This window comes from Viridibacillus soli (genome assembly GCF_016612995.1).
GTDB classification, from domain to species: Bacteria; Bacillota; Bacilli; order Bacillales_A; family Planococcaceae; genus Viridibacillus; species Viridibacillus soli.
The window spans coordinates 1-17,594 of the sequence record NZ_JAEOAH010000009.1 but is presented as its reverse complement, the minus strand read 5'-3'; the positions used below and the strand labels follow the sequence as shown (position 1 = coordinate 17,594).

Genomic DNA, 17,594 nt, shown 5'->3' with positions numbered 1-17,594 from the left:
CGCAATGATAACAAAAATTATCTAGCCCAAACTACCCCTTTACTAGAACCAACTCCGATTTTAATGTTCCATCCCATCAAATTTATATAAGAACACATTTATTTGCTGAAAGTGATGTAAGTCATGTTCAATGAGGCCGTTAAAGTATTCTGCAACCGTAAGTACACTTGCACCAATAGAAAATACTTTGTTAAATTCTTCGGCTGGGATCTTTTTCATCTCATTTACTAACTTTAGTCTTGTCTGTGAAAATTGTTTAATGACTTCCTCTTTCATCATATTTAGACTCTCAAACGCAGCACGACTATTCATCTGCTGAACATTTGGTTTTACCAATACCGAATTCGGAATTAGTAAATACGGTAATCTTTTTTCCAAAATGAATTTGTCCCATGGGATTAAATGTCCTACAATTTCACAGACAGACCATTTACTTTTTTCAATAGGTGCAATCCAGCAATTATTAGCTATTCCTTTTAAACTATCAATATATTTTATAGATTCTTCATAGTGTTTTAATATCAGTTTTTTCGATTCTATTTCATTCAGCTCCTTTTAAAAAGCAACTTTTGATATGTAATAATTTATTCTTGAACTGAAAGTTGAATTGTCACAATTTATATCAAGGTAACTGAACCTCCTCCCGTAAAATCAGCGTTGCTAATTCATGATCATCTATTACTAAAGGAACTTCAGATGGTTCTACCCAAATCCGTGTAATTGCTTCATTTTCTCTTAAATATGGATAACAAGCTTTAACATCCATTCTATAAAAAGATTGATATCCAATCATCGGATATTTTCCATCTGGATCAAATGATGGGTTCTCTTCATGACTGACTTCAATTGCTCCTAAATAAGCAATATCGCCTTTAACATAAGCTTCTTCATACACTTCACGATGAATTGCCCCTTCAGCAGATTCACCCTTTTCAACATGACCACCTGGATAATTAAATCCTTGATCTCTAATTTTACAAAGTAATACTTTGTCATCTTGTATACAGATTGCATGAACACTAGTTACGATACACAAATCGCCTAGTTGGAATTTTGGCATCCATGTTAGTTTCACTCTATGACCGTTCCAATTATCTATGATTGTCTTCATAGGAACCTCCAAATTAATAGTGAATATATGTTTTTAGGTGTGTTGATTAGGGAAATGTTAGGTCGTTATTTACCATTAAAATGGTTTTTTATGTTCAATACTAACGTATGTTACTACATTTTTTAGTTGATTGTAGCGGAGGGCGCTCGACTCCTGCAGGAAATGCAAGCGAACCGAGACCCTGACGGAGCGTAGCAAAGGAAGCGGCTCGGTGCTTGCCCGCGGAAAGCGAGCATCCCGAAGCGGCAATCAACCTCCCACTTTAATGGTAATGGTTTAAATTTGTTCATAAACACATCTGATATGTTATCAAAGTTTGCCTAAAAATTCGGTTGAAAGTTGCTTCTCTACAACTGTAGCTTCTAGAAAGACTCGATATGCTTTCGCTTTTGGTCTTGAACTAACAATCTTAAAAATCTCGTCATCTATGTAGTGAATCGCAACGCCGTCATCAGCTGCAATACCTTCTTTAATATTTTGTGACTCAATTAGCCGATGATAAGATGGTCTTCTATCTTTTTCCCCGTTAAAATGTGGGCAATGACTTCCTTTTAGAAATCCTAAACATTGAATAGGCTCTAAGCTATCACCGTACGAATCAGTAACTCCCTCTTCAAACCAACAGATAGCCCCGGCACTAATACCTGCTAAAATAATCCCTCTATTCAGTGCTGTTCTTAACACTTTATCTAAATCCCATTCTCTCCATAAAGCTAATAAATTTTTTGTGTTCCCCCCACCTACGTAAATAATATCTTTTTCTAATATGAAATCTTCTAAGTTCCTTGTTGGTGGATTAAATAAAGATAAATGGGAAGGTCTGCAATTTTGAGATTCAAAGAAATTATAAAATCTTGCAATGTAATTATCTGCATCGCCACTCGCAGTTGGAATAAAACAAATTTTAGGGTTTTTCTCTTTTGACTGACTAAGGATATATTTATCCAATAAAGGATTCTCAGGCTCCATTGAAAATCCCCCACCACCAAGTGCAATAATTTGTTTCATTATTCTTCTCCTCCATTCAGCTAGTTTTAGTCATCCCTAGGGATAGCGAACTTCATCCGACACATTGACCAACCCAACGATGAATGCTGTACCTCATCATGAATTTTCCAGAGGCTGTCTTCAGCTCTTATTTCAACATTTCGATTAGACAGTGCTTGAAACACATCTGTTATTTCAATACAGTCAATCGGAACTTGCTTTTTTTCACTTACATAGTATCCTGCATTTTCATCTAGTAGAAAGAAATCTGTTGTATCAAATTCATATAAATATAACTTCGTATCTCTCATTTTTTGTAGCCATCGATTTTCAACTACTACGACATGATTATTGGAGCTGGATGAAAAATATCGAATTTCATCTTCTCTTGTTGTTTCTGCATTGCTATGAAAACATACTCTCGGGCAATTCCTTGGCGTTAAAAAATTAGGTAAGCATTTTTCATTGATCGCCCAAACAAGTCCTGTTGATTGATTTAAATCCTGGCGGGAAGGAATTCTAGGCTCAAAGAATACAATATTTTGTTCCTCGCTTACATGAAAAAGTCGCATGATACCTCCCTAAAAAAATTATACAGAATATTCTATTTTACCTTATTATTAGAATATCATACTATGAGGGGTGAATGAGATGGGATATGAAGCCCAGTCAAGAAAGGTGAAAATTTCTAAAGAACGTGAGATTAAAATTCCGGAAGAGTTTTGTGAAGAATTGTCATTAATTGATGAGGTTCAGATTTCTAAGGTGAATGGCGCACTAATTATTACACCCATAATGGATCTATTTTCCGCAGAATATAAAGCACTAGTTTTGGAGCAACTGACTAAGGCAGGTTTTACAGGCCAAAAGTTAACGGATAAATTCAACGATTTAAGAGCGCAAGTAAAAGATAAGGATAGTTTTACTCTATTTTTAAATATTAAATCAGATTTAAACAAATAGGAGCCGCTTCAAAATGAAACTTACTGGCAACTTTGGATACTTTACTGGCAACTTTTCATTGTTTACTGGCAACTTCCCAATTATCCATCGCAAAATACATGTAGGGGTATAAGCGATCTTTCATTTTCAAACAGCAACAAAAGGAGCTATCTCATAAGTCGATTGTCCGACTAAGAGAAGCCCCTTTTGAATTTCAGAAACGGTGATATATCAGTTAACCAGGTTTTTTTAGCTTATTTACCGTTTTGAGACAACTTTTTTGCTCATGTTCTTCTTATACTTCTATATATTCCCCTTGAAAGACTAACCATAATGCTCCAACTCAAGTTCCGCTTATTATTTAGCACTATATTTCCCACGTCACAAAAATCCCGGATATTGAGGTAACACGGAAGACAATAACTTTTTAGAAACAGGATGTTCTAATCTTTCAAGTTGTCCCATATCATCCAACCATTCAACTACTTCACCTTTGCACATTACAGCTAGACGGTCTGCTATATAATTGACCGCCTGTAAATCATGAGAAATAAAGAGATACGATAGCTGAAACTCTTCTTTTAATTGTGCCAAAAGATTTAAAATTTGTACTTGAACAAGAGCATCTAAAGCACTGACAGCTTCATCAAGAATTATTAGTTTTGGCTTTAAAGCAATTGCTCTTGCAATATTGATTCTTTGTAGCTGTCCCCCGCTGAATTGAGAAGGGTATCTATACATATCTTCCGGATTTAACCCGACCAACTCCAAGAGCCCCTGTACTTGCTTTTGCTCTTCAGAGGATGTGAGTCTTTCATAATTTCTTAAAGGCTCTGCAATAATTTCACCGATCGTTAGTCTTGGGTTAACAGCGCTATAACAATCTTGAAAAACCACCTGTAGATTTCGCCGTAACTCCTTTAATTCTTTTGCTTTAAAACTATGGAGATTCTTCCCCTGAAACAAAACCTCTCCCTGATCTGGCTTTTCCAGTCCCAGAATAATTTTGCCAAGTGTACTCTTGCCCGATCCACTTTCTCCTACGATGCCTAAACAAACTCCTGATTCCAAAGTAAGTGTGACACTTTTAACGGCTTCAACAGTTTTTCGCTTTCCAAAAATAGAGTTCCCGAGCAAGTATGTTTTCTTTATAGCTCTCAACTCAAGTAAGCTCACTTTTCATTCACCTACTCTTTATCGTGATTTTACACATCGTACTAGATGATCTTTTTTATACTCTATAAATTCAAGATTGTAACTTAAACAAGTGTGATCTGCATCCCCACATCTTTCTATAAATGGACAAGCATTTTCACTATGTATTAAATTAGGACGCGAAACATTAACCTGTTTTTCACTTTTCATCTTTCGTCTTGTTAATCCAAGTCTGGATTCTAACAAAACTCGCGTATAGGGGTGCTTAGGGTGATTGAACAACTCCAACACCGGTGCCTGCTCGACGATATAGCCGCCATACATCACAGCTACTTCGTCAGCTAGCTGAGCAATTACGCCTAGATCATGGGATACTAATAAAATGCCTGTATTGTATTCCTTTCTTAACTTATCCAACTGTTTCAATACTTGAAGTTGATTTGTCGCATCAAGTGCAGTTGTCGGCTCATCAGCAATGAGAACAGAAGGATTTAAAGACATAGTAATCGCGATCATTACTCGTTGCAACATCCCGCCACTTAACTGAAATGGGTATTGCTTCAGTACACTCTCTGGATTAGGCAAGTCCATTTCCCCTAAAAAATCCACAGCTATTTTCCGCGCTTGCCGCTTAGTGACAGTCAAATGAGTTCTGAGTGTTTCAATAAAATGCCGCTCAATCGTCCGGACAGGATTAAAGGCAATCATCGGGTTTTGCATAATCAATGCAATCTCACTGCCCCGCACTTTCCTCATGTCTTCTGTTGGACAATTTAGAAGGTCTATATCTTTAAACTTGATGTTCCCTTGCATCACTTCTGCCTTTTCAGGTAAAAGATTTAATAAAGACATGCATGTCATCGTTTTCCCAGATCCACTCTCACCGACAAGACCCAGTACTTTCCCAGCCTCTAACTTTAAATTGACATTATGAACCGTGTGATTCATTCCATGGGGTGTTGATACGGCTACATTTAAATTATCCACAATTAGAAGGGGTTGTTGTCGCATCTCACGTCCTCCCTTCTATTCCTTTTTTATATGAAGAGCATCTCTTAAAGCTTCGCCAAACAAATTAAAGGCAATGACAACGATGAAGATTATCATCCCCGGGTACAGCATTAATGAAGGATAATTTCTAAAAAATGGCTTACTATCATTAATCATCATTCCCCACTCTGCTTCTGGTGGCTGTATGCCAAGACCAAGAAAGGAGAGACTGGAAATAGCTAAAATAATGCCTCCAATATCCATAAAAATTAATACAACAACTTGAGAGATAATGGCAGGTAAAATATGCTTGATAATAATGACTAACTTTGGTGTTCCACATATTTTAGCTGCTAACACAAAATTTTGTTCCTTTACACTAAGCACCATTCCTCGAATAACACGAGCATAAAAAACCCATTGGACAAGCACCATCGCCAAAATCAGATTAACAAGACCCGGTCCTAAAATGCCAACTAACGCTAATGAAAGAAGAAAACTGGGAAATGCCATAAGGATGTCACAGATTCTCATGAAAATATAATCAACCTTACCACCTGTATAGCCTGCAAAAATACCAAGAGAGATACTAATCATCATCATTAAGCCCATGACAAGGAAAGCTGTTCCGAGCGAGGTCTGTGTTCCAAAGATTAATCGCGATAATATACATCTCCCTAAATGATCCGTCCCCAAAGGAAACTGAGAAGAAGGCCCATGCAGCTTCTGAGCGATATCAACCAAGTTCGGATCATTAGGAGCAAAAAAAGAAGCAAAAAGAGCTAATACTATCATGAAGAAAATAATGCTGCTGCTGATCATCATAAGTTTATGTGACAATAGCTTTCGTTTCATGTTTTGTATCTGTCTCATTTCCCTCCCTCCAATCGTATACGGGGATCTAGGAAGGAATATGTAAGATCTACAAAGAGATTACAGACCACAAAAATCACACTCATAAACAAAACACAGCCCTGAATCATTGGATAATCTTGATTTATAATAGAGGAGACGAATAATTGTCCCATGCCAGGCCAAGCAAAAATGGTCTCAACAATAACTGCTCCTCCTAACATGTTCCCGAGGCTCATACCAAGCCCAGTTACAACAGGTAGTAAGGACTTTTTTAACACATGTCTGCTAACGATTCTTCTTTCGCTTACCCCCCTCGCTCTAGCATATACAACAAATGGCTCATTTAAATTTTCCAGCATACTAGCTCGAAGCAATCGCATATTCGTACCTATATAACCAAAAGCAAGTGTTAAAGAAGGAAGCACAAGATGAGCCAGTGTTCCCCTCCCCAAAACAGGAAATAAATCTAATTTTACAGATAAAAAATAAATCAAAAGAAACCCAAACCAGAATGTAGGCATAGAAACACTGACAAAAGCTACTACTCTGCTAAACTGATCAACCCATTTCCCCTTATAAATTGCAGAAATCATTCCCATAGGTAAGCTAATAACAACAATAAAGATCAGCGCAGCAAATGTGAGCTGGATTGTAGGAACCAAATGCAACAACATTTCGTCCCAGACGGCATTTTTGGAAACATAAGACATCCCTAAATCTAATTGCATCACATTTCCTAACCATTCAAAATACTGGATATATAAAGGCTTATTTAATCCAAGCTCAAGTCGAAGGGCTGCCACAGCCTCATCCGTAGGTGGAATATGTGACATCCTTAAATAAGCTACCGCTGGATCTCCAGGGATTAAGTGCAACAAGATAAAAGTGATGAGGGATATTCCTAATAATATTGGAATTAAACTTGTGAGACGTTTAATAATAAACCAACCCATGTAGTACTCCTCTAAGTTGTTTTTAATATTCCTTGCTTCAATTAACATCAATTGTAGTTAAAGGCACCTCAGCTTCTTGAGGTAAAAAATCTACGCCGCTAATATTTTTATGATAAACAGCTATATTAGACTGGAAGGATATTGGTAAGTAAACAGCTTGATCATGTAACGTCGTTAATATATCTGTATACAGCTTTTTTCTTTCTTTTTCGTCTGTCGTTAATAATACTTTCTTAATCTTCTTGTCTATTTCTTTCTTTTCTGGAAGACCTAATAGCGCGGTGTAATCTGGACCTCCATTTTCTGAATCTGTCGTAATAGAGGCTAAATAAGAATGCGGGTCAAAAGGCACAGCCCATGTTGATGTAAATAATAAATCATACTTACCTTGGAATGCCGTTGTCCAAAAAGTAGTTGTTTCTTGACTAGTCAACTTAATATCTATCCCTAGTTTTCTAAAATCACCTTGGACAAATTCTGCAATTGACTTTTGGATGTTGTCTGTACTATTAAATAGGAATTCCAGTTGCAATTCTTTTCCGTCTTTTTCTCTAAACGGTTTCCCCTCAACTTTTTTCCATCCCGCTTCATCTAATAATTGTTCTGCTTTTTCTGTATCATATTCATAAGGATCTATATTAATCTTCGTGTAATCCAGAACAGGTGGAAACAAAGTATCAGCTTTTTGTTCCATACCATAAAAAATATTATCGATCACAGCTTTTTTATTAAATGCATAGTTGAGCGCTAAACGTACTTTATGGTCTTTAGTTGCCTCTTTATTTGTGTTAAAAAGCAGCGTTCTTGTAGCTGTAGGCTCTGACAACTTAGTTTCATATTTCCCTGAATCCTTTAAAAACTGGAATGAATCTTGGCTAATAACCCCGTTACCAAAAATAAAATCAAGTTCCTTTTTCTCAAAAGCTAATACTCTAGATTCACCGTCAGTAATGACTTTAACAATTACCTTATCTACTTGAGGTTTAGTGCCCCAATACTGCTCATTTCTTTCAAATACAGCAAACTCATTTTTCTTATATTCACTAAGTACCCACGGGCCTGTACCAATCTGAGACTTGAGTCCATCCTTAAATGTGTCTTGACTAGCAGGAAAAGCCGCTTCTCCTACAAATCTCAAAGGTCTGATGTATGCTAATTCTTGAAGCGTTGGATAATACGAATTGTGCAATGTAAGTTTAAATGTATAGTCATCCACTACTTCAGTACCTTTGATTTGGTTAATTAATTCAACCCAGTCATGTTGTTTGCGATTATCTAAAATGGTATCAAAGTTTTTCTTGACGATAGCAGCATTAAATTGTGAACCATCTGAAAATTTAACGCCTTCTCTCAGATGGAATACATATTCTTTACCATCTTTCGATACATCCCAACTCTCTGCTAGCCATGGCTGAATTTCTCCGCCTTCACCGTAATTAACAAGAGATTCGTATACCATAGCCTGTGAAAAAAACTCATTTGGAAAATATGTATGTGGATTTAAGTCACCTATATCTCCAGTCATGGAAAAAGTAACTACTTTCTCATTATCTTTAGGTGAAGTATTTTCTGAACCTTTGGGCGTATTGCTGCAACCCGTTACGAACATTAATAATAGTACAAAGAGAAGACTTAATAATTTTGATCGTTTGAATAACATTTTTTCTCACCTTCAACTATAAAATTTCACTACGCATAAAATATTGGCATACAAAAAAGCATTCCTAACCCAATTAAAAAGGTCAGCAATGCTTATAATTTAAAAACAAATTTGTCTCCTCGCACTCTAACACCTCCCTATCTCCCGTAGGTTTATCAGCATTTCTAGAACAGGCAGGTCTTCTGACTTAGGTTCATCATCTCCATGCGTCTTCCCAGATAATATCCAGTGACTTTTTTGCATAAGACTCCCCTTTACAGCGGCGGGACCATGTCGGATTTCCACCGACTTCCCTTTTAAGTATTCGCTATTAAACGAACACACCTATTCCAATACTATATGTAATTTTTTGTGCAAATAAAAAAAGTTTTCCTAATATAAAGTATATTCGTTATTACAACTTAAAGCTATATCAATTTTAAGTCTTAATTTTATTCAAAAGTTTTACAACAAAATTAGCACGTTTTGTTGCAGTTACACATACCGTTGCTGGTTGTAAATCCCCCTATCTATAGTAATAATTTAACTGTGGAGAAATAATAAAGTCATTTATTTTTGATACGATAAAAACAATAACCCTTCATTCGTACAATAAGATTGCATACTTTAACCAAAAGCCTTGTGGTTAATTCCGTAAAATGGATATCATACAATTAATTCCTGCTCTTTAGTTTGGTACAGGTTAACCGCTACAAGAGCAACCTAATTTCCAGATATCGCATAATTCCATTGATGAAAAAGATATCGATAAATAATTAATAAAAATGCAATGAATTGTTATGTCAAATGAGAAGGATATGTATATCTACAGTTTAACTTTAAAATTGAATATTTTGTTAATTCTTACCCCGTTTTACCATTATCATGTAAATTTATGGTATTCTATATCGGAATAATAATTTATGGAGGCGGTATTATGTATTACAGTAATGGTAATTATGAAGCTTTCGCACGTCCTAAAAAACCTGAGGGTGTTGATGAGAAATCAGCATATCTTATTGGTTCGGGACTAGCCTCACTTTCAGCCGCATGTTTTTTAATTCGTGATGGCCAAATGAAAGGAGAGAATATTCATATTCTCGAAGAGTTAGATATCTCAGGAGGTAGTCTTGATGGTATTCTAAATCCGACAAGGGGTTTTATTATTCGTGGTGGTCGAGAAATGGAAGATCATTTTGAATGCTTATGGGATTTATTTCGTTCAATCCCATCTTTAGAAATAGAAAATGCTTCTGTTTTAGATGAGTTTTATTGGTTAAATAAAGAAGATCCTAATTACTCTAAATGTAGATTGATTGAAAAAAGAGGACAAAGACTTGAGGATGATGGAAAATTCACATTATCTGATAAATCATCTGAAGAAATGATTAAATTATTTTTTACTCCTGAAGAGAAATTAGAGGATAAAAAAATTACGGATGTTTTCTCTGAAGAATTCTTTGAATCGAATTTTTGGCTATATTGGTCCACGATGTTTGCTTTTGAAAAATGGCATTCTGCAATGGAAATGCGTCGTTACATTGTACGTTTTATTCATCATATTGGTGGATTACCTGATTTATCTGCTTTGAAGTTTACAAAGTATAACCAATATGAATCTTTGGTACTTCCTATGATTAACTATTTAGAAAAGCATAATGTTGATTTTCAGTATAATACAGTTGTAGAGAATGTTTTAGTTGATAGAGTTGGCGACAAAAAGGTAGCTCATACTTTGGTGTTAAAACAGAATGGTGAGAAAAAAAATATAGAGCTAACGGAAAATGAGTTGGTATTTGTTACAAATGGTAGTATTACGGAGAGTACAACATACGGCGATAATAATACGCCAGCCCCTATAAGTACTGATTTAGGTGGAAGCTGGTCACTTTGGAAAAACATCGCTTCCCAAGATTCTGAGTTCGGTAGACCAGAAAAATTCTGCGATGATCTTCCGGAAGAAAGTTGGTTTGTTTCAGCAACACTAACTACATTGGATGCTAAAGTAGCTCCATATATTGAAAAAATAAGCAAAAGAGATCCATACGCTGGTAAGGTAGTTACTGGTGGTATTGTAACTGCTACAGATTCTAATTGGATGCTAAGCTATACGTTGAACCGACAACCTCATTTTAAAGATCAACCAAAAGACCAATTAGTCGTTTGGATTTATGGTTTACTATCTAATAAACCAGGTGATTTTATTAAAAAAAGTATTACTGAATGTTCTGGAAGTGAGATCGCGCAAGAGTGGTTGTACCATATGGGTGTGCCTGTAGACGAAATACCGGATTTAGCACAGAATTCTTGTAATACAATTCCGTGTTACATGCCTTATATAACATCTTACTTCATGCCTAGAGCAATGGGAGATCGTCCTTTAGTTGTCCCTAATGGATCTGTTAACTTAGCCTTCATGGGGAACTTTAGTGAAACTGAAAGAGACACAGTATTTACAACTGAGTATTCAGTAAGAACAGCGATGGAAGCTGTTTATCAATTGTTAGATATTGATCGAGGTGTTCCAGAAGTATTTGCATCTACTTATGATATTCGTACTTTATTAGCTTCAACCGCTCGCTTACTAGATGGTAAAAAATTAACAGATGTAGATGCTCCATTTATCCTAAAACAAATAGGTAAATTTGGTATTCACAAAACGAAGGAAACAATAATCTATGATTTACTCAAAGAAAGTAAATTGATTTAACAAACTAACATCAAGTATTGTGAAAAATTGATAATATCTAATAAAATTTAGATAAAAATCGGCTTGTTGATTACTACAATAATCACAAGCCGTTTTTATTTACCAATTAATATACTCACCCCATTTATATAAATCGTCGCCCGTAGCATTATAGCTATTTCATTGTATACTCTATATGTTTTAAAAATTTGATCCTCATACTCTACCAGTTGAATTGGTTACACTAAGTAAAAGCGGTAATCTTCTTTAAGTAACTCCCCCGATTTTGAAGAGGGAGTCTTGTATTTTACAGTTACTTTAACTCATATGAATGTCTGTTCCATACTGAAGTAATTTTAGTTTCCTTGCCACAGATTGGGATGCAAAGTTATCCCACGAAGTGCTATATAGTGCAATTCGTCCTTGTTTTTGTACCTCCGCTGCCCAAGCATTTGTAACATCTATACCGTATCCTCTTCCACGATAATCTTCATGTGTGAATACACTTGCTTCGTCTGCTTTTGTGGAACTCCTTGCACTGCAACAAATCGAAACAGGAATATTGTCTTCAACTATTACAAAACAAGGTTGCTTATACTCAAAATCCTCAAATGTATATGGAAAATAAAGCTTTAAAAGCTCTTTGTTTTCATGAGTAACTTGTTTTGCTTGTGTATGAGCCCTATCCCTTACATCTGGAAACACATACGCTGGGCCTATCCATAAATTAATTAATTGACGATCTATACTTAAAACACTGATTAATTCTCCTAGATAAGCACCAGGATTTGTACCTATAACCTGTTCTAACTTCTCCACAAGGCTCGCATCCAATGTATTTGACTACCTTACTACACTCCCCAGGTGGGTACCACCAACGAAAATTCTTGGTGCAACATCGTATGGTGGTTCATTCACGACTGTTACTCGATTTTCAGCATCGTGTTTATGTAAAACATTCACATGATGTTCCATCAATTCTAAATCAGATAACATGAATATTCCTCAGTAATTTTAACGTATCAATCTAGGTATCATTTTTTTTTGTCTTTTGTTGTATTAAACAGCCCCGTTAGTACAATAAAAAAAGAGCTGCATATGCAACTACAATTATCTTCAAGTAAAGCCCTCGTTTGTTGAAGATAATTTAACTATCTTCAACGTTTATAACTATTTCCTCAAACAATTTCTCATTAAAATATATTTCTAATTTCCATCATCCACTTGTAGGGAACACCATATAAGATGGGATATGGGAATCGGCACCTTTATTAGGGCTAATGGAAATATTGGGATATTGCCATACTGTATCATTACCAGATACCAACACGTGATGTTCTTTCCCTTCTTTGTCAGTTCCAACTACTTTAAAATCACCAATAATACTATCTTTCGCTCCCCAAAAATACCACATATACTTATCTGCTTTATTAGCAATAATCGTTTCTTCTACTGCCTCATCTTTTTACCCGATCCGACCAAAAAACCAATTTTCCCTTCTTCACCAATCAGCAAATACTCACCTTCTGTCCCAACCCAAAAGTAACGGGTAATGAAAAAGTAGAACTTACCTCCCGAGTTTCATTCGTATCAATATTTTTACAGCCGACAAGTGTCATTAAAATTAGCAAAGAAATCAACATAATCATTTTGTTCCTCATATTGCTCCCCCTTATCAACTAGACATTCCCTATTATTAAATAAGTTAGTTAAATTCTTCTTAGATGAACGATATACTATTTGCTACTTCAACATTCTTGTAAATATTCCTTCTTATTTTACTAACTTGCCTCGTTAGTAAAATATCAATATGTCTATATTTCGATAGAGTTAGCAATAATCCTCAAGCATTTGAATCTGACAAACGAATGGAAGGCTATTCCCCACAGACATTGAAAGCTTCAACAAGAAAAATAAAAGGTTGATTCCTTAACGGCTTTTTTTAAGGTTAAATTTGCTTACTTTACAAAATTCCCGAAATGTTGGCAGTACCCCTTACATGAAGAGACTGCAATCTCAGCAAGAAAACCGACACCGCTCTCAAATAAAGGGAGCGATGTCGGCTTTAAACTTAACGGCCAAACTCCTTATTGATTATTTTATCGTGAGCCGACGACACTACCGGGCCTACCGCGTTGATGGCCGTTACCAAAATATGCTTCCCGTCTAGAGATCCAACGGCTCTCGATTCATATCCGAAAGTACCGCCGGCATGCCCCCAGTAGGATTGCCCGTCCGCTGTTTTAAATTCATAAATTCCTAGTCCGACTTTACCAAAAGGTCCATCTACGGTTGTGTGCATCTGGTCCATCATCTCTTGAGATAGAAGCTCCCCGCCTAACAGCGCACTGAAGAAGGTAGTCAAATCTATGGTTGTTGAGACTATATCTCCGGCTGCATTTGCCCATGATTGATTCATTTCTGTAAGATCATACAAATGACCCGATCTGTCCATATTATATCCTGTGGCATGCTTACCCGAAATTTCGTGACTATTTCCCATCACAAATGTTCCTGTCATCCCAAGAGGTATGATGAAACGTTTCCTGATCTGCTCCGCATACGTTTCTCCTGTTACCTTCTGAATAATTTGACCGGCTAGTACAGTATTCATGTTGGAATAGTCCCAGCCCTTCCCTGGCGCAAATACAGGCGGCTTTGAAAGTCCCATGCCGATAAGCTCATCGACGGAATAGTAACGGTATGGATTTTGAGGCAAAGTAATATCTCGGAAATCCAAATCTGTATAGCTAGCAAGCCCACTTGTATGATTCAATAACTGACGTATCGTAATTTTATTGCCGTCATACCCTTTACCTTTTATGACCCCTGGCAGCCATTTTTCGACCGAATCATCCAGATTCAATTTTTTCTCGTCAGCCAACTGCAATACAACGGAGGCGGTGAACGTCTTCGAAATGCTTCCAATACGGAATGAGAAATCGGACTCCACCGGGCGTGGTACTTCGTAACTTGCTGTACCTGTAGCGTAAGACCAGCTTTTCCCGTCCTGTAGCCCGCCAGCTATGACACTTGGGACTCCTTTGGTGGTAACTACTTGATCCATGACGAGTTTGACTTCTTCCCGATGCTTTCTTTTCTTTTCTTTCTCGTTATTGCCAACTTTATCGATAGCTTGATAGGTTGCCGTCTGATCTTTTGCGTGGACAGTTCCATAAGCATCGAAAGCCAGTGGACCCGCCAATATAGCTGTTAAAGTAAGTGCAACTCTTTTTTGAATGGTGAATGATTTCATAATGCATCGCTCCTATTATTTTAGAATGTTGTTCTGATTTACCCCCTCATCTTACCTCCGGAATTGTAAAATCGAACAGTGATAAAACCGCTAAGCTTTTGATGACATCTTATTTGGACCTGTCACTTATAACGCATGACAAACTGTCAACTGTCATATATGACGTACTTTCTAAGCTAAATTCTAACCATCCCTCCTCATTAGCTTGACGGATCGGGAAGTAATGGTGCATGATAGCTCTGATTCATTCGGCAATTGGTTTGAAAAAAATTACAAGTAGGTGTTCATAATCCGTGTTCTCCATAATGAAAAAATGGTTCTGGTATGATTGGATATTTGTGGCGATACGAACGCTTTGGCTGGTCATAATCACAAGCGCTGATTTTATCAATCCGTCATTAATCGATGCGTCGCTTTGGATTGTTCTTTCTCTTACTTTTGTCGTTTACCTCGTTCCATTAATCGTCCGCTATAGGAAAGAAGACCGGTATCTTGCAGTCGATGTCACGGCAGCGGGCTTTTTTCATCTTTATTTAGCCTACGCAGCGCCGGAATTGCTTTGGTCTTTCGTTTTACTCGTGATGATTATCGGCTTGGAGAGCGGTCGAAAAACCTATATCTGGACAGGTATCCTCTGTGGAATCGTATTCCCTGCATTGAACGGTTGGATCGCTGATCGTCTCCCGTATGAGTTTATCGTTAGCTGCAGCCTTGGTTTTGCTATCGGCATCGCGTTCAGTATATTAATTCAGTCCCATAAGCAAGCCCGAATTATTCAAGAGCAGAAGCTGTTGCTAGAGCAGCATATTAAGCGGATTGAGGAGCTTACACTGATAGAGGAGCGCAGCCGGCTTTCACATGAGCTGCATGACACGATTGGCCATGCGCTTACCTCGCTCATCGTTGGCGTCGAATCGCTACGATCGTCCGTGCCGGATTCGCAGATCGAGAGGATTGATTCGCTTGTTGGTATTGCCCAGCACAGTCTGGATGATATCCGAAAGCATCTGCACCAGCTTTCTCATACTCCGTTAAGCCATTCGTTAAGTGAATCGCTGCGGCAATTAACCGAAAAGTTTATGAAGTCGACAGGTATAACGGTCAAATTTCGTGTGATCGGCAATGAGACTTTCGTTATGCAAAAAATAAAATTTTGTCTGTATCGCTGCCTTCAAGAGTCTCTAACCAACGCGGTTCGGCACGGCCAGGCGAGCGTGATATCCGTTCAACTGCATTTCGATAGTCAGCAGCTCCGGTTACAGATTGAAGATAACGGCATCGGAATGGAAGAAATCCAATTCGGATTCGGGCTCAATGGGGTGAAGGAACGGCTTGAACTATTTCACGGCACGCTGTCCGTTCATTCCGGGTCTGAGCAAGGAACTTTCGTCATATGTAATATTCTGTTGCGGACAGAGCCAGTACATGACACGATCCGCCTGCTGATTGTTGATGACCAGGCGATCATTACCGACAGTTTGGAGCAACTTTTGGATCAGCATGCTGATTTTACCGTCGTTGGTAAGGCGGGGGACGGGTGCGAAGCATTAGAACATTGTGAGCTGTCGCAGCCGGATATCGTGCTAATGGATATTCGCATGCAGGGAATGGACGGGCTTGAAGCTTTACTTGAGATGAAACAGCGATGGCCTGATATGAAGATTGTGCTCATGTCAACGTTTGAGGATACCTTGCAGGCAGCAACTGCATTGGAGCGCGGGGCGGAAGGCTACATGCTGAAGTCGATTCATCCGCGGGAGATGAAGGAAGCCTTGAAACTTATTTATAACGGAGGAACCTGGATCGACCAATCGGTCGCTACGCGTGTTTTCGAAGAGATGAGGCGTCAACGCGAGCAGTTGGAGAAGATTGGCTCAAGTAAGGAAAACTACCCGTACGGGCTTACGAAACGCGAGATGGAGATTCTGGAGCATCTGTCAAACGGGTTGCGCTACAAGTCGATCGCCGCCAAGCTATTTTTATCGGAGGGAACGATCCGAAATTACTGCTCGAATCTCTACTCGAAGCTCGACGTCAACAACCGTGAAGAAGCAATAGAAATGGCGCGAACGGAGAAAATAGTGTAGGCGCTGGAAAACTATCCGGTTTTTCTCTTGTTTTTTTCAAATGCTTCTTCCCCGTAATATTCAAATCGTTTATCATGCAATCTTAACAAGCTAAAGTCATATAATAGTAGTTTGAACCATTATAGAAATTTAAACTGTTTTTCAACAAAAAAGCGCATTAATCCTCCTTGGATCAACACACTAGTTAAATTTATAAGCTCTTTGTATGTTTTTTTATTTTTAGCACGTTTCTTATTCAACTCCAGTTGTTTAATTACAGTTCTTCACCATACAATTTAAATATCCATCTCATAAGAAGTGTTACTCCATTAAATGCCCAATTGTTGAATAAAGATCAAACAGCACTCTTCAACAAACCTGCTCCGTTCGTATTATAAGGTCAGCCAGAAATCTGGTTGACTATTTTTTATTCAATTTATAGATTGATAGTAGCCGGGGTAGAACGGACCTGCCCGTGGGACTTGATCCCGACAACTAAACAGTCCGCCCTCTACTTGTTAACGCATGATTAGGTTGGTTGGGACAAAGAGATCCCGTATAAAAAGCGCGAAGATATGAATAACAAGCTAGATGGAGGATACCGGTCAATCCATGGTTGTCGCAAAAGGTGAAAATCAGGTTCAAATGTTCTTGGATAAAAAGATGCCCTATAAAAACAGTGTGAAGATTGAACATACGGTGGATGGACTTGAAGACTTACACTCTTATTTACTAGATTTAGAACGTCACGTCAAACAGGGATGAAACCACCTGTTGTTTTAGAATCAACAAGTCATTATCATGTTTCTTGAAATCCCTGTACTTCCTCTTATGTTTTTTCTTTATTTCGGTTAAGTGTTCTGTAAGATCTAGGGTGCGTGTAGTGAATTTGCTGCCTGAGTTTTCAATGACTTGTGGTATTAGGTCGCGTACTAGTTTGTTGTAAACTCA

General features: G+C 37.6%; 18 protein-coding genes and 1 riboswitch. Of the genes, 4 read left to right on the top strand and 14 right to left on the bottom strand.

Features of this window, described 5'->3' with window-relative positions:
• Positions 1-60 precede the first annotated feature (60 nt).
• The 4 genes from JFL43_RS09375 to JFL43_RS09360 all read right to left on the bottom strand — a co-directional run bounded on the left by JFL43_RS09375 (position 61) and on the right by JFL43_RS09360 (position 2,670).
• The gene (locus tag JFL43_RS09375; protein WP_325166657.1) at positions 61-444 is read right to left on the bottom strand and encodes a DinB family protein; all 384 of its coding nucleotides are present in this window, start codon (positions 442-444) and stop codon (positions 61-63) included.
• A 178-nt stretch (positions 445-622) separates the two neighbouring features.
• Positions 623-1,111 carry an NUDIX hydrolase gene (locus JFL43_RS09370; RefSeq protein WP_200748845.1) on the bottom strand — a complete coding sequence of 163 codons (489 nt, stop codon included), beginning with the start codon at positions 1,109-1,111 and terminating at the stop codon, positions 623-625.
• A 309-nt stretch (positions 1,112-1,420) separates the two neighbouring features.
• Positions 1,421-2,119, bottom strand: coding sequence for a Type 1 glutamine amidotransferase-like domain-containing protein (locus JFL43_RS09365; RefSeq protein ID WP_200748844.1), 699 nt, complete (start codon positions 2,117-2,119; stop codon positions 1,421-1,423).
• 26 nt (positions 2,120-2,145) lie between these two features.
• Positions 2,146-2,670: a DUF6886 family protein gene (locus tag JFL43_RS09360; protein WP_200748843.1), complete on the bottom strand. Its 525-nt coding sequence runs from the start codon at positions 2,668-2,670 to the stop codon at positions 2,146-2,148.
• A gap of 79 nt (positions 2,671-2,749) precedes the next feature.
• Between JFL43_RS09360 and JFL43_RS09355 the strand changes: the two genes are divergently transcribed.
• Positions 2,750-3,061, top strand: a complete 312-nt coding sequence (locus JFL43_RS09355) for a hypothetical protein (RefSeq protein ID WP_200748842.1) — start codon at positions 2,750-2,752, stop codon at positions 3,059-3,061.
• 360 nt (positions 3,062-3,421) lie between these two features.
• Here the strand turns inward: JFL43_RS09355 and nikE are convergent, their stop codons facing one another.
• From nikE to nikA, 5 genes are read right to left on the bottom strand one after another with little or no spacing between them, the layout of a single operon-like run.
• Positions 3,422-4,216, bottom strand: coding sequence for a nickel import ATP-binding protein NikE (gene nikE, locus JFL43_RS09350; protein WP_200748841.1), 795 nt, complete (start codon positions 4,214-4,216; stop codon positions 3,422-3,424).
• Positions 4,217-4,234: 18 nt separating this feature from the next.
• The gene (locus JFL43_RS09345; RefSeq protein ID WP_200748840.1) at positions 4,235-5,206 is read right to left on the bottom strand and encodes an ABC transporter ATP-binding protein; all 972 of its coding nucleotides are present in this window, start codon (positions 5,204-5,206) and stop codon (positions 4,235-4,237) included.
• A 15-nt stretch (positions 5,207-5,221) separates the two neighbouring features.
• A complete protein-coding gene (gene nikC / locus JFL43_RS09340; RefSeq protein ID WP_200748839.1) occupies positions 5,222-6,058 on the bottom strand; it encodes a nickel transporter permease in 837 nt (278 codons plus the stop codon).
• On the bottom strand, positions 6,055-6,993 hold the full coding sequence (gene nikB / locus JFL43_RS09335; RefSeq protein ID WP_200748838.1) for a nickel ABC transporter permease: 939 nt from the start codon (positions 6,991-6,993) through the stop codon (positions 6,055-6,057). The genes nikC and nikB overlap by 4 nt, the downstream gene beginning before the upstream one ends.
• Before the next feature lie 37 nt (positions 6,994-7,030).
• Positions 7,031-8,653, bottom strand: coding sequence for a nickel ABC transporter substrate-binding protein (gene nikA, locus JFL43_RS09330; RefSeq protein ID WP_200748837.1), 1,623 nt, complete (start codon positions 8,651-8,653; stop codon positions 7,031-7,033).
• 155 nt (positions 8,654-8,808) lie between these two features.
• Positions 8,809-8,996, bottom strand: a riboswitch (cobalamin riboswitch).
• 573 nt (positions 8,997-9,569) lie between these two features.
• Between nikA and JFL43_RS09325 the strand changes: the two genes are divergently transcribed.
• Positions 9,570-11,342 carry an oleate hydratase gene (locus JFL43_RS09325; protein ID WP_200748836.1) on the top strand — a complete coding sequence of 591 codons (1,773 nt, stop codon included), beginning with the start codon at positions 9,570-9,572 and terminating at the stop codon, positions 11,340-11,342.
• Between the two features lie 297 nt (positions 11,343-11,639).
• Here the strand turns inward: JFL43_RS09325 and JFL43_RS09320 are convergent, their stop codons facing one another.
• From JFL43_RS09320 to JFL43_RS09305, 5 genes are all read right to left on the bottom strand, one after another.
• The gene (locus JFL43_RS09320; protein WP_325166656.1) at positions 11,640-12,140 is read right to left on the bottom strand and encodes a GNAT family N-acetyltransferase; all 501 of its coding nucleotides are present in this window, start codon (positions 12,138-12,140) and stop codon (positions 11,640-11,642) included.
• Positions 12,141-12,164: 24 nt separating this feature from the next.
• A complete protein-coding gene (locus JFL43_RS22465) occupies positions 12,165-12,317 on the bottom strand; it encodes a hypothetical protein (RefSeq protein WP_234447695.1) in 153 nt (50 codons plus the stop codon).
• 220 nt (positions 12,318-12,537) lie between these two features.
• Positions 12,538-12,735, bottom strand: coding sequence for a hypothetical protein (locus tag JFL43_RS09315; protein ID WP_200748835.1), 198 nt, complete (start codon positions 12,733-12,735; stop codon positions 12,538-12,540).
• 94 nt (positions 12,736-12,829) lie between these two features.
• Complete coding sequence (locus JFL43_RS09310) at positions 12,830-12,982, bottom strand: hypothetical protein (protein WP_200748834.1); 153 nt, start codon at positions 12,980-12,982, stop codon at positions 12,830-12,832.
• 410 nt (positions 12,983-13,392) lie between these two features.
• The gene (locus JFL43_RS09305; protein WP_200748833.1) at positions 13,393-14,577 is read right to left on the bottom strand and encodes a serine hydrolase domain-containing protein; all 1,185 of its coding nucleotides are present in this window, start codon (positions 14,575-14,577) and stop codon (positions 13,393-13,395) included.
• A gap of 293 nt (positions 14,578-14,870) precedes the next feature.
• Here JFL43_RS09305 and JFL43_RS09300 point away from each other — a divergent pair, with 293 nt between their 5' ends.
• The gene (locus tag JFL43_RS09300) at positions 14,871-16,664 is read left to right on the top strand and encodes a response regulator (RefSeq protein WP_200748832.1); all 1,794 of its coding nucleotides are present in this window, start codon (positions 14,871-14,873) and stop codon (positions 16,662-16,664) included.
• A gap of 591 nt (positions 16,665-17,255) precedes the next feature.
• Positions 17,256-17,408: a hypothetical protein gene (locus JFL43_RS09295; protein ID WP_200748831.1), complete on the top strand. Its 153-nt coding sequence runs from the start codon at positions 17,256-17,258 to the stop codon at positions 17,406-17,408.
• The last annotated feature ends 186 nt before the right edge of the window (positions 17,409-17,594 follow it).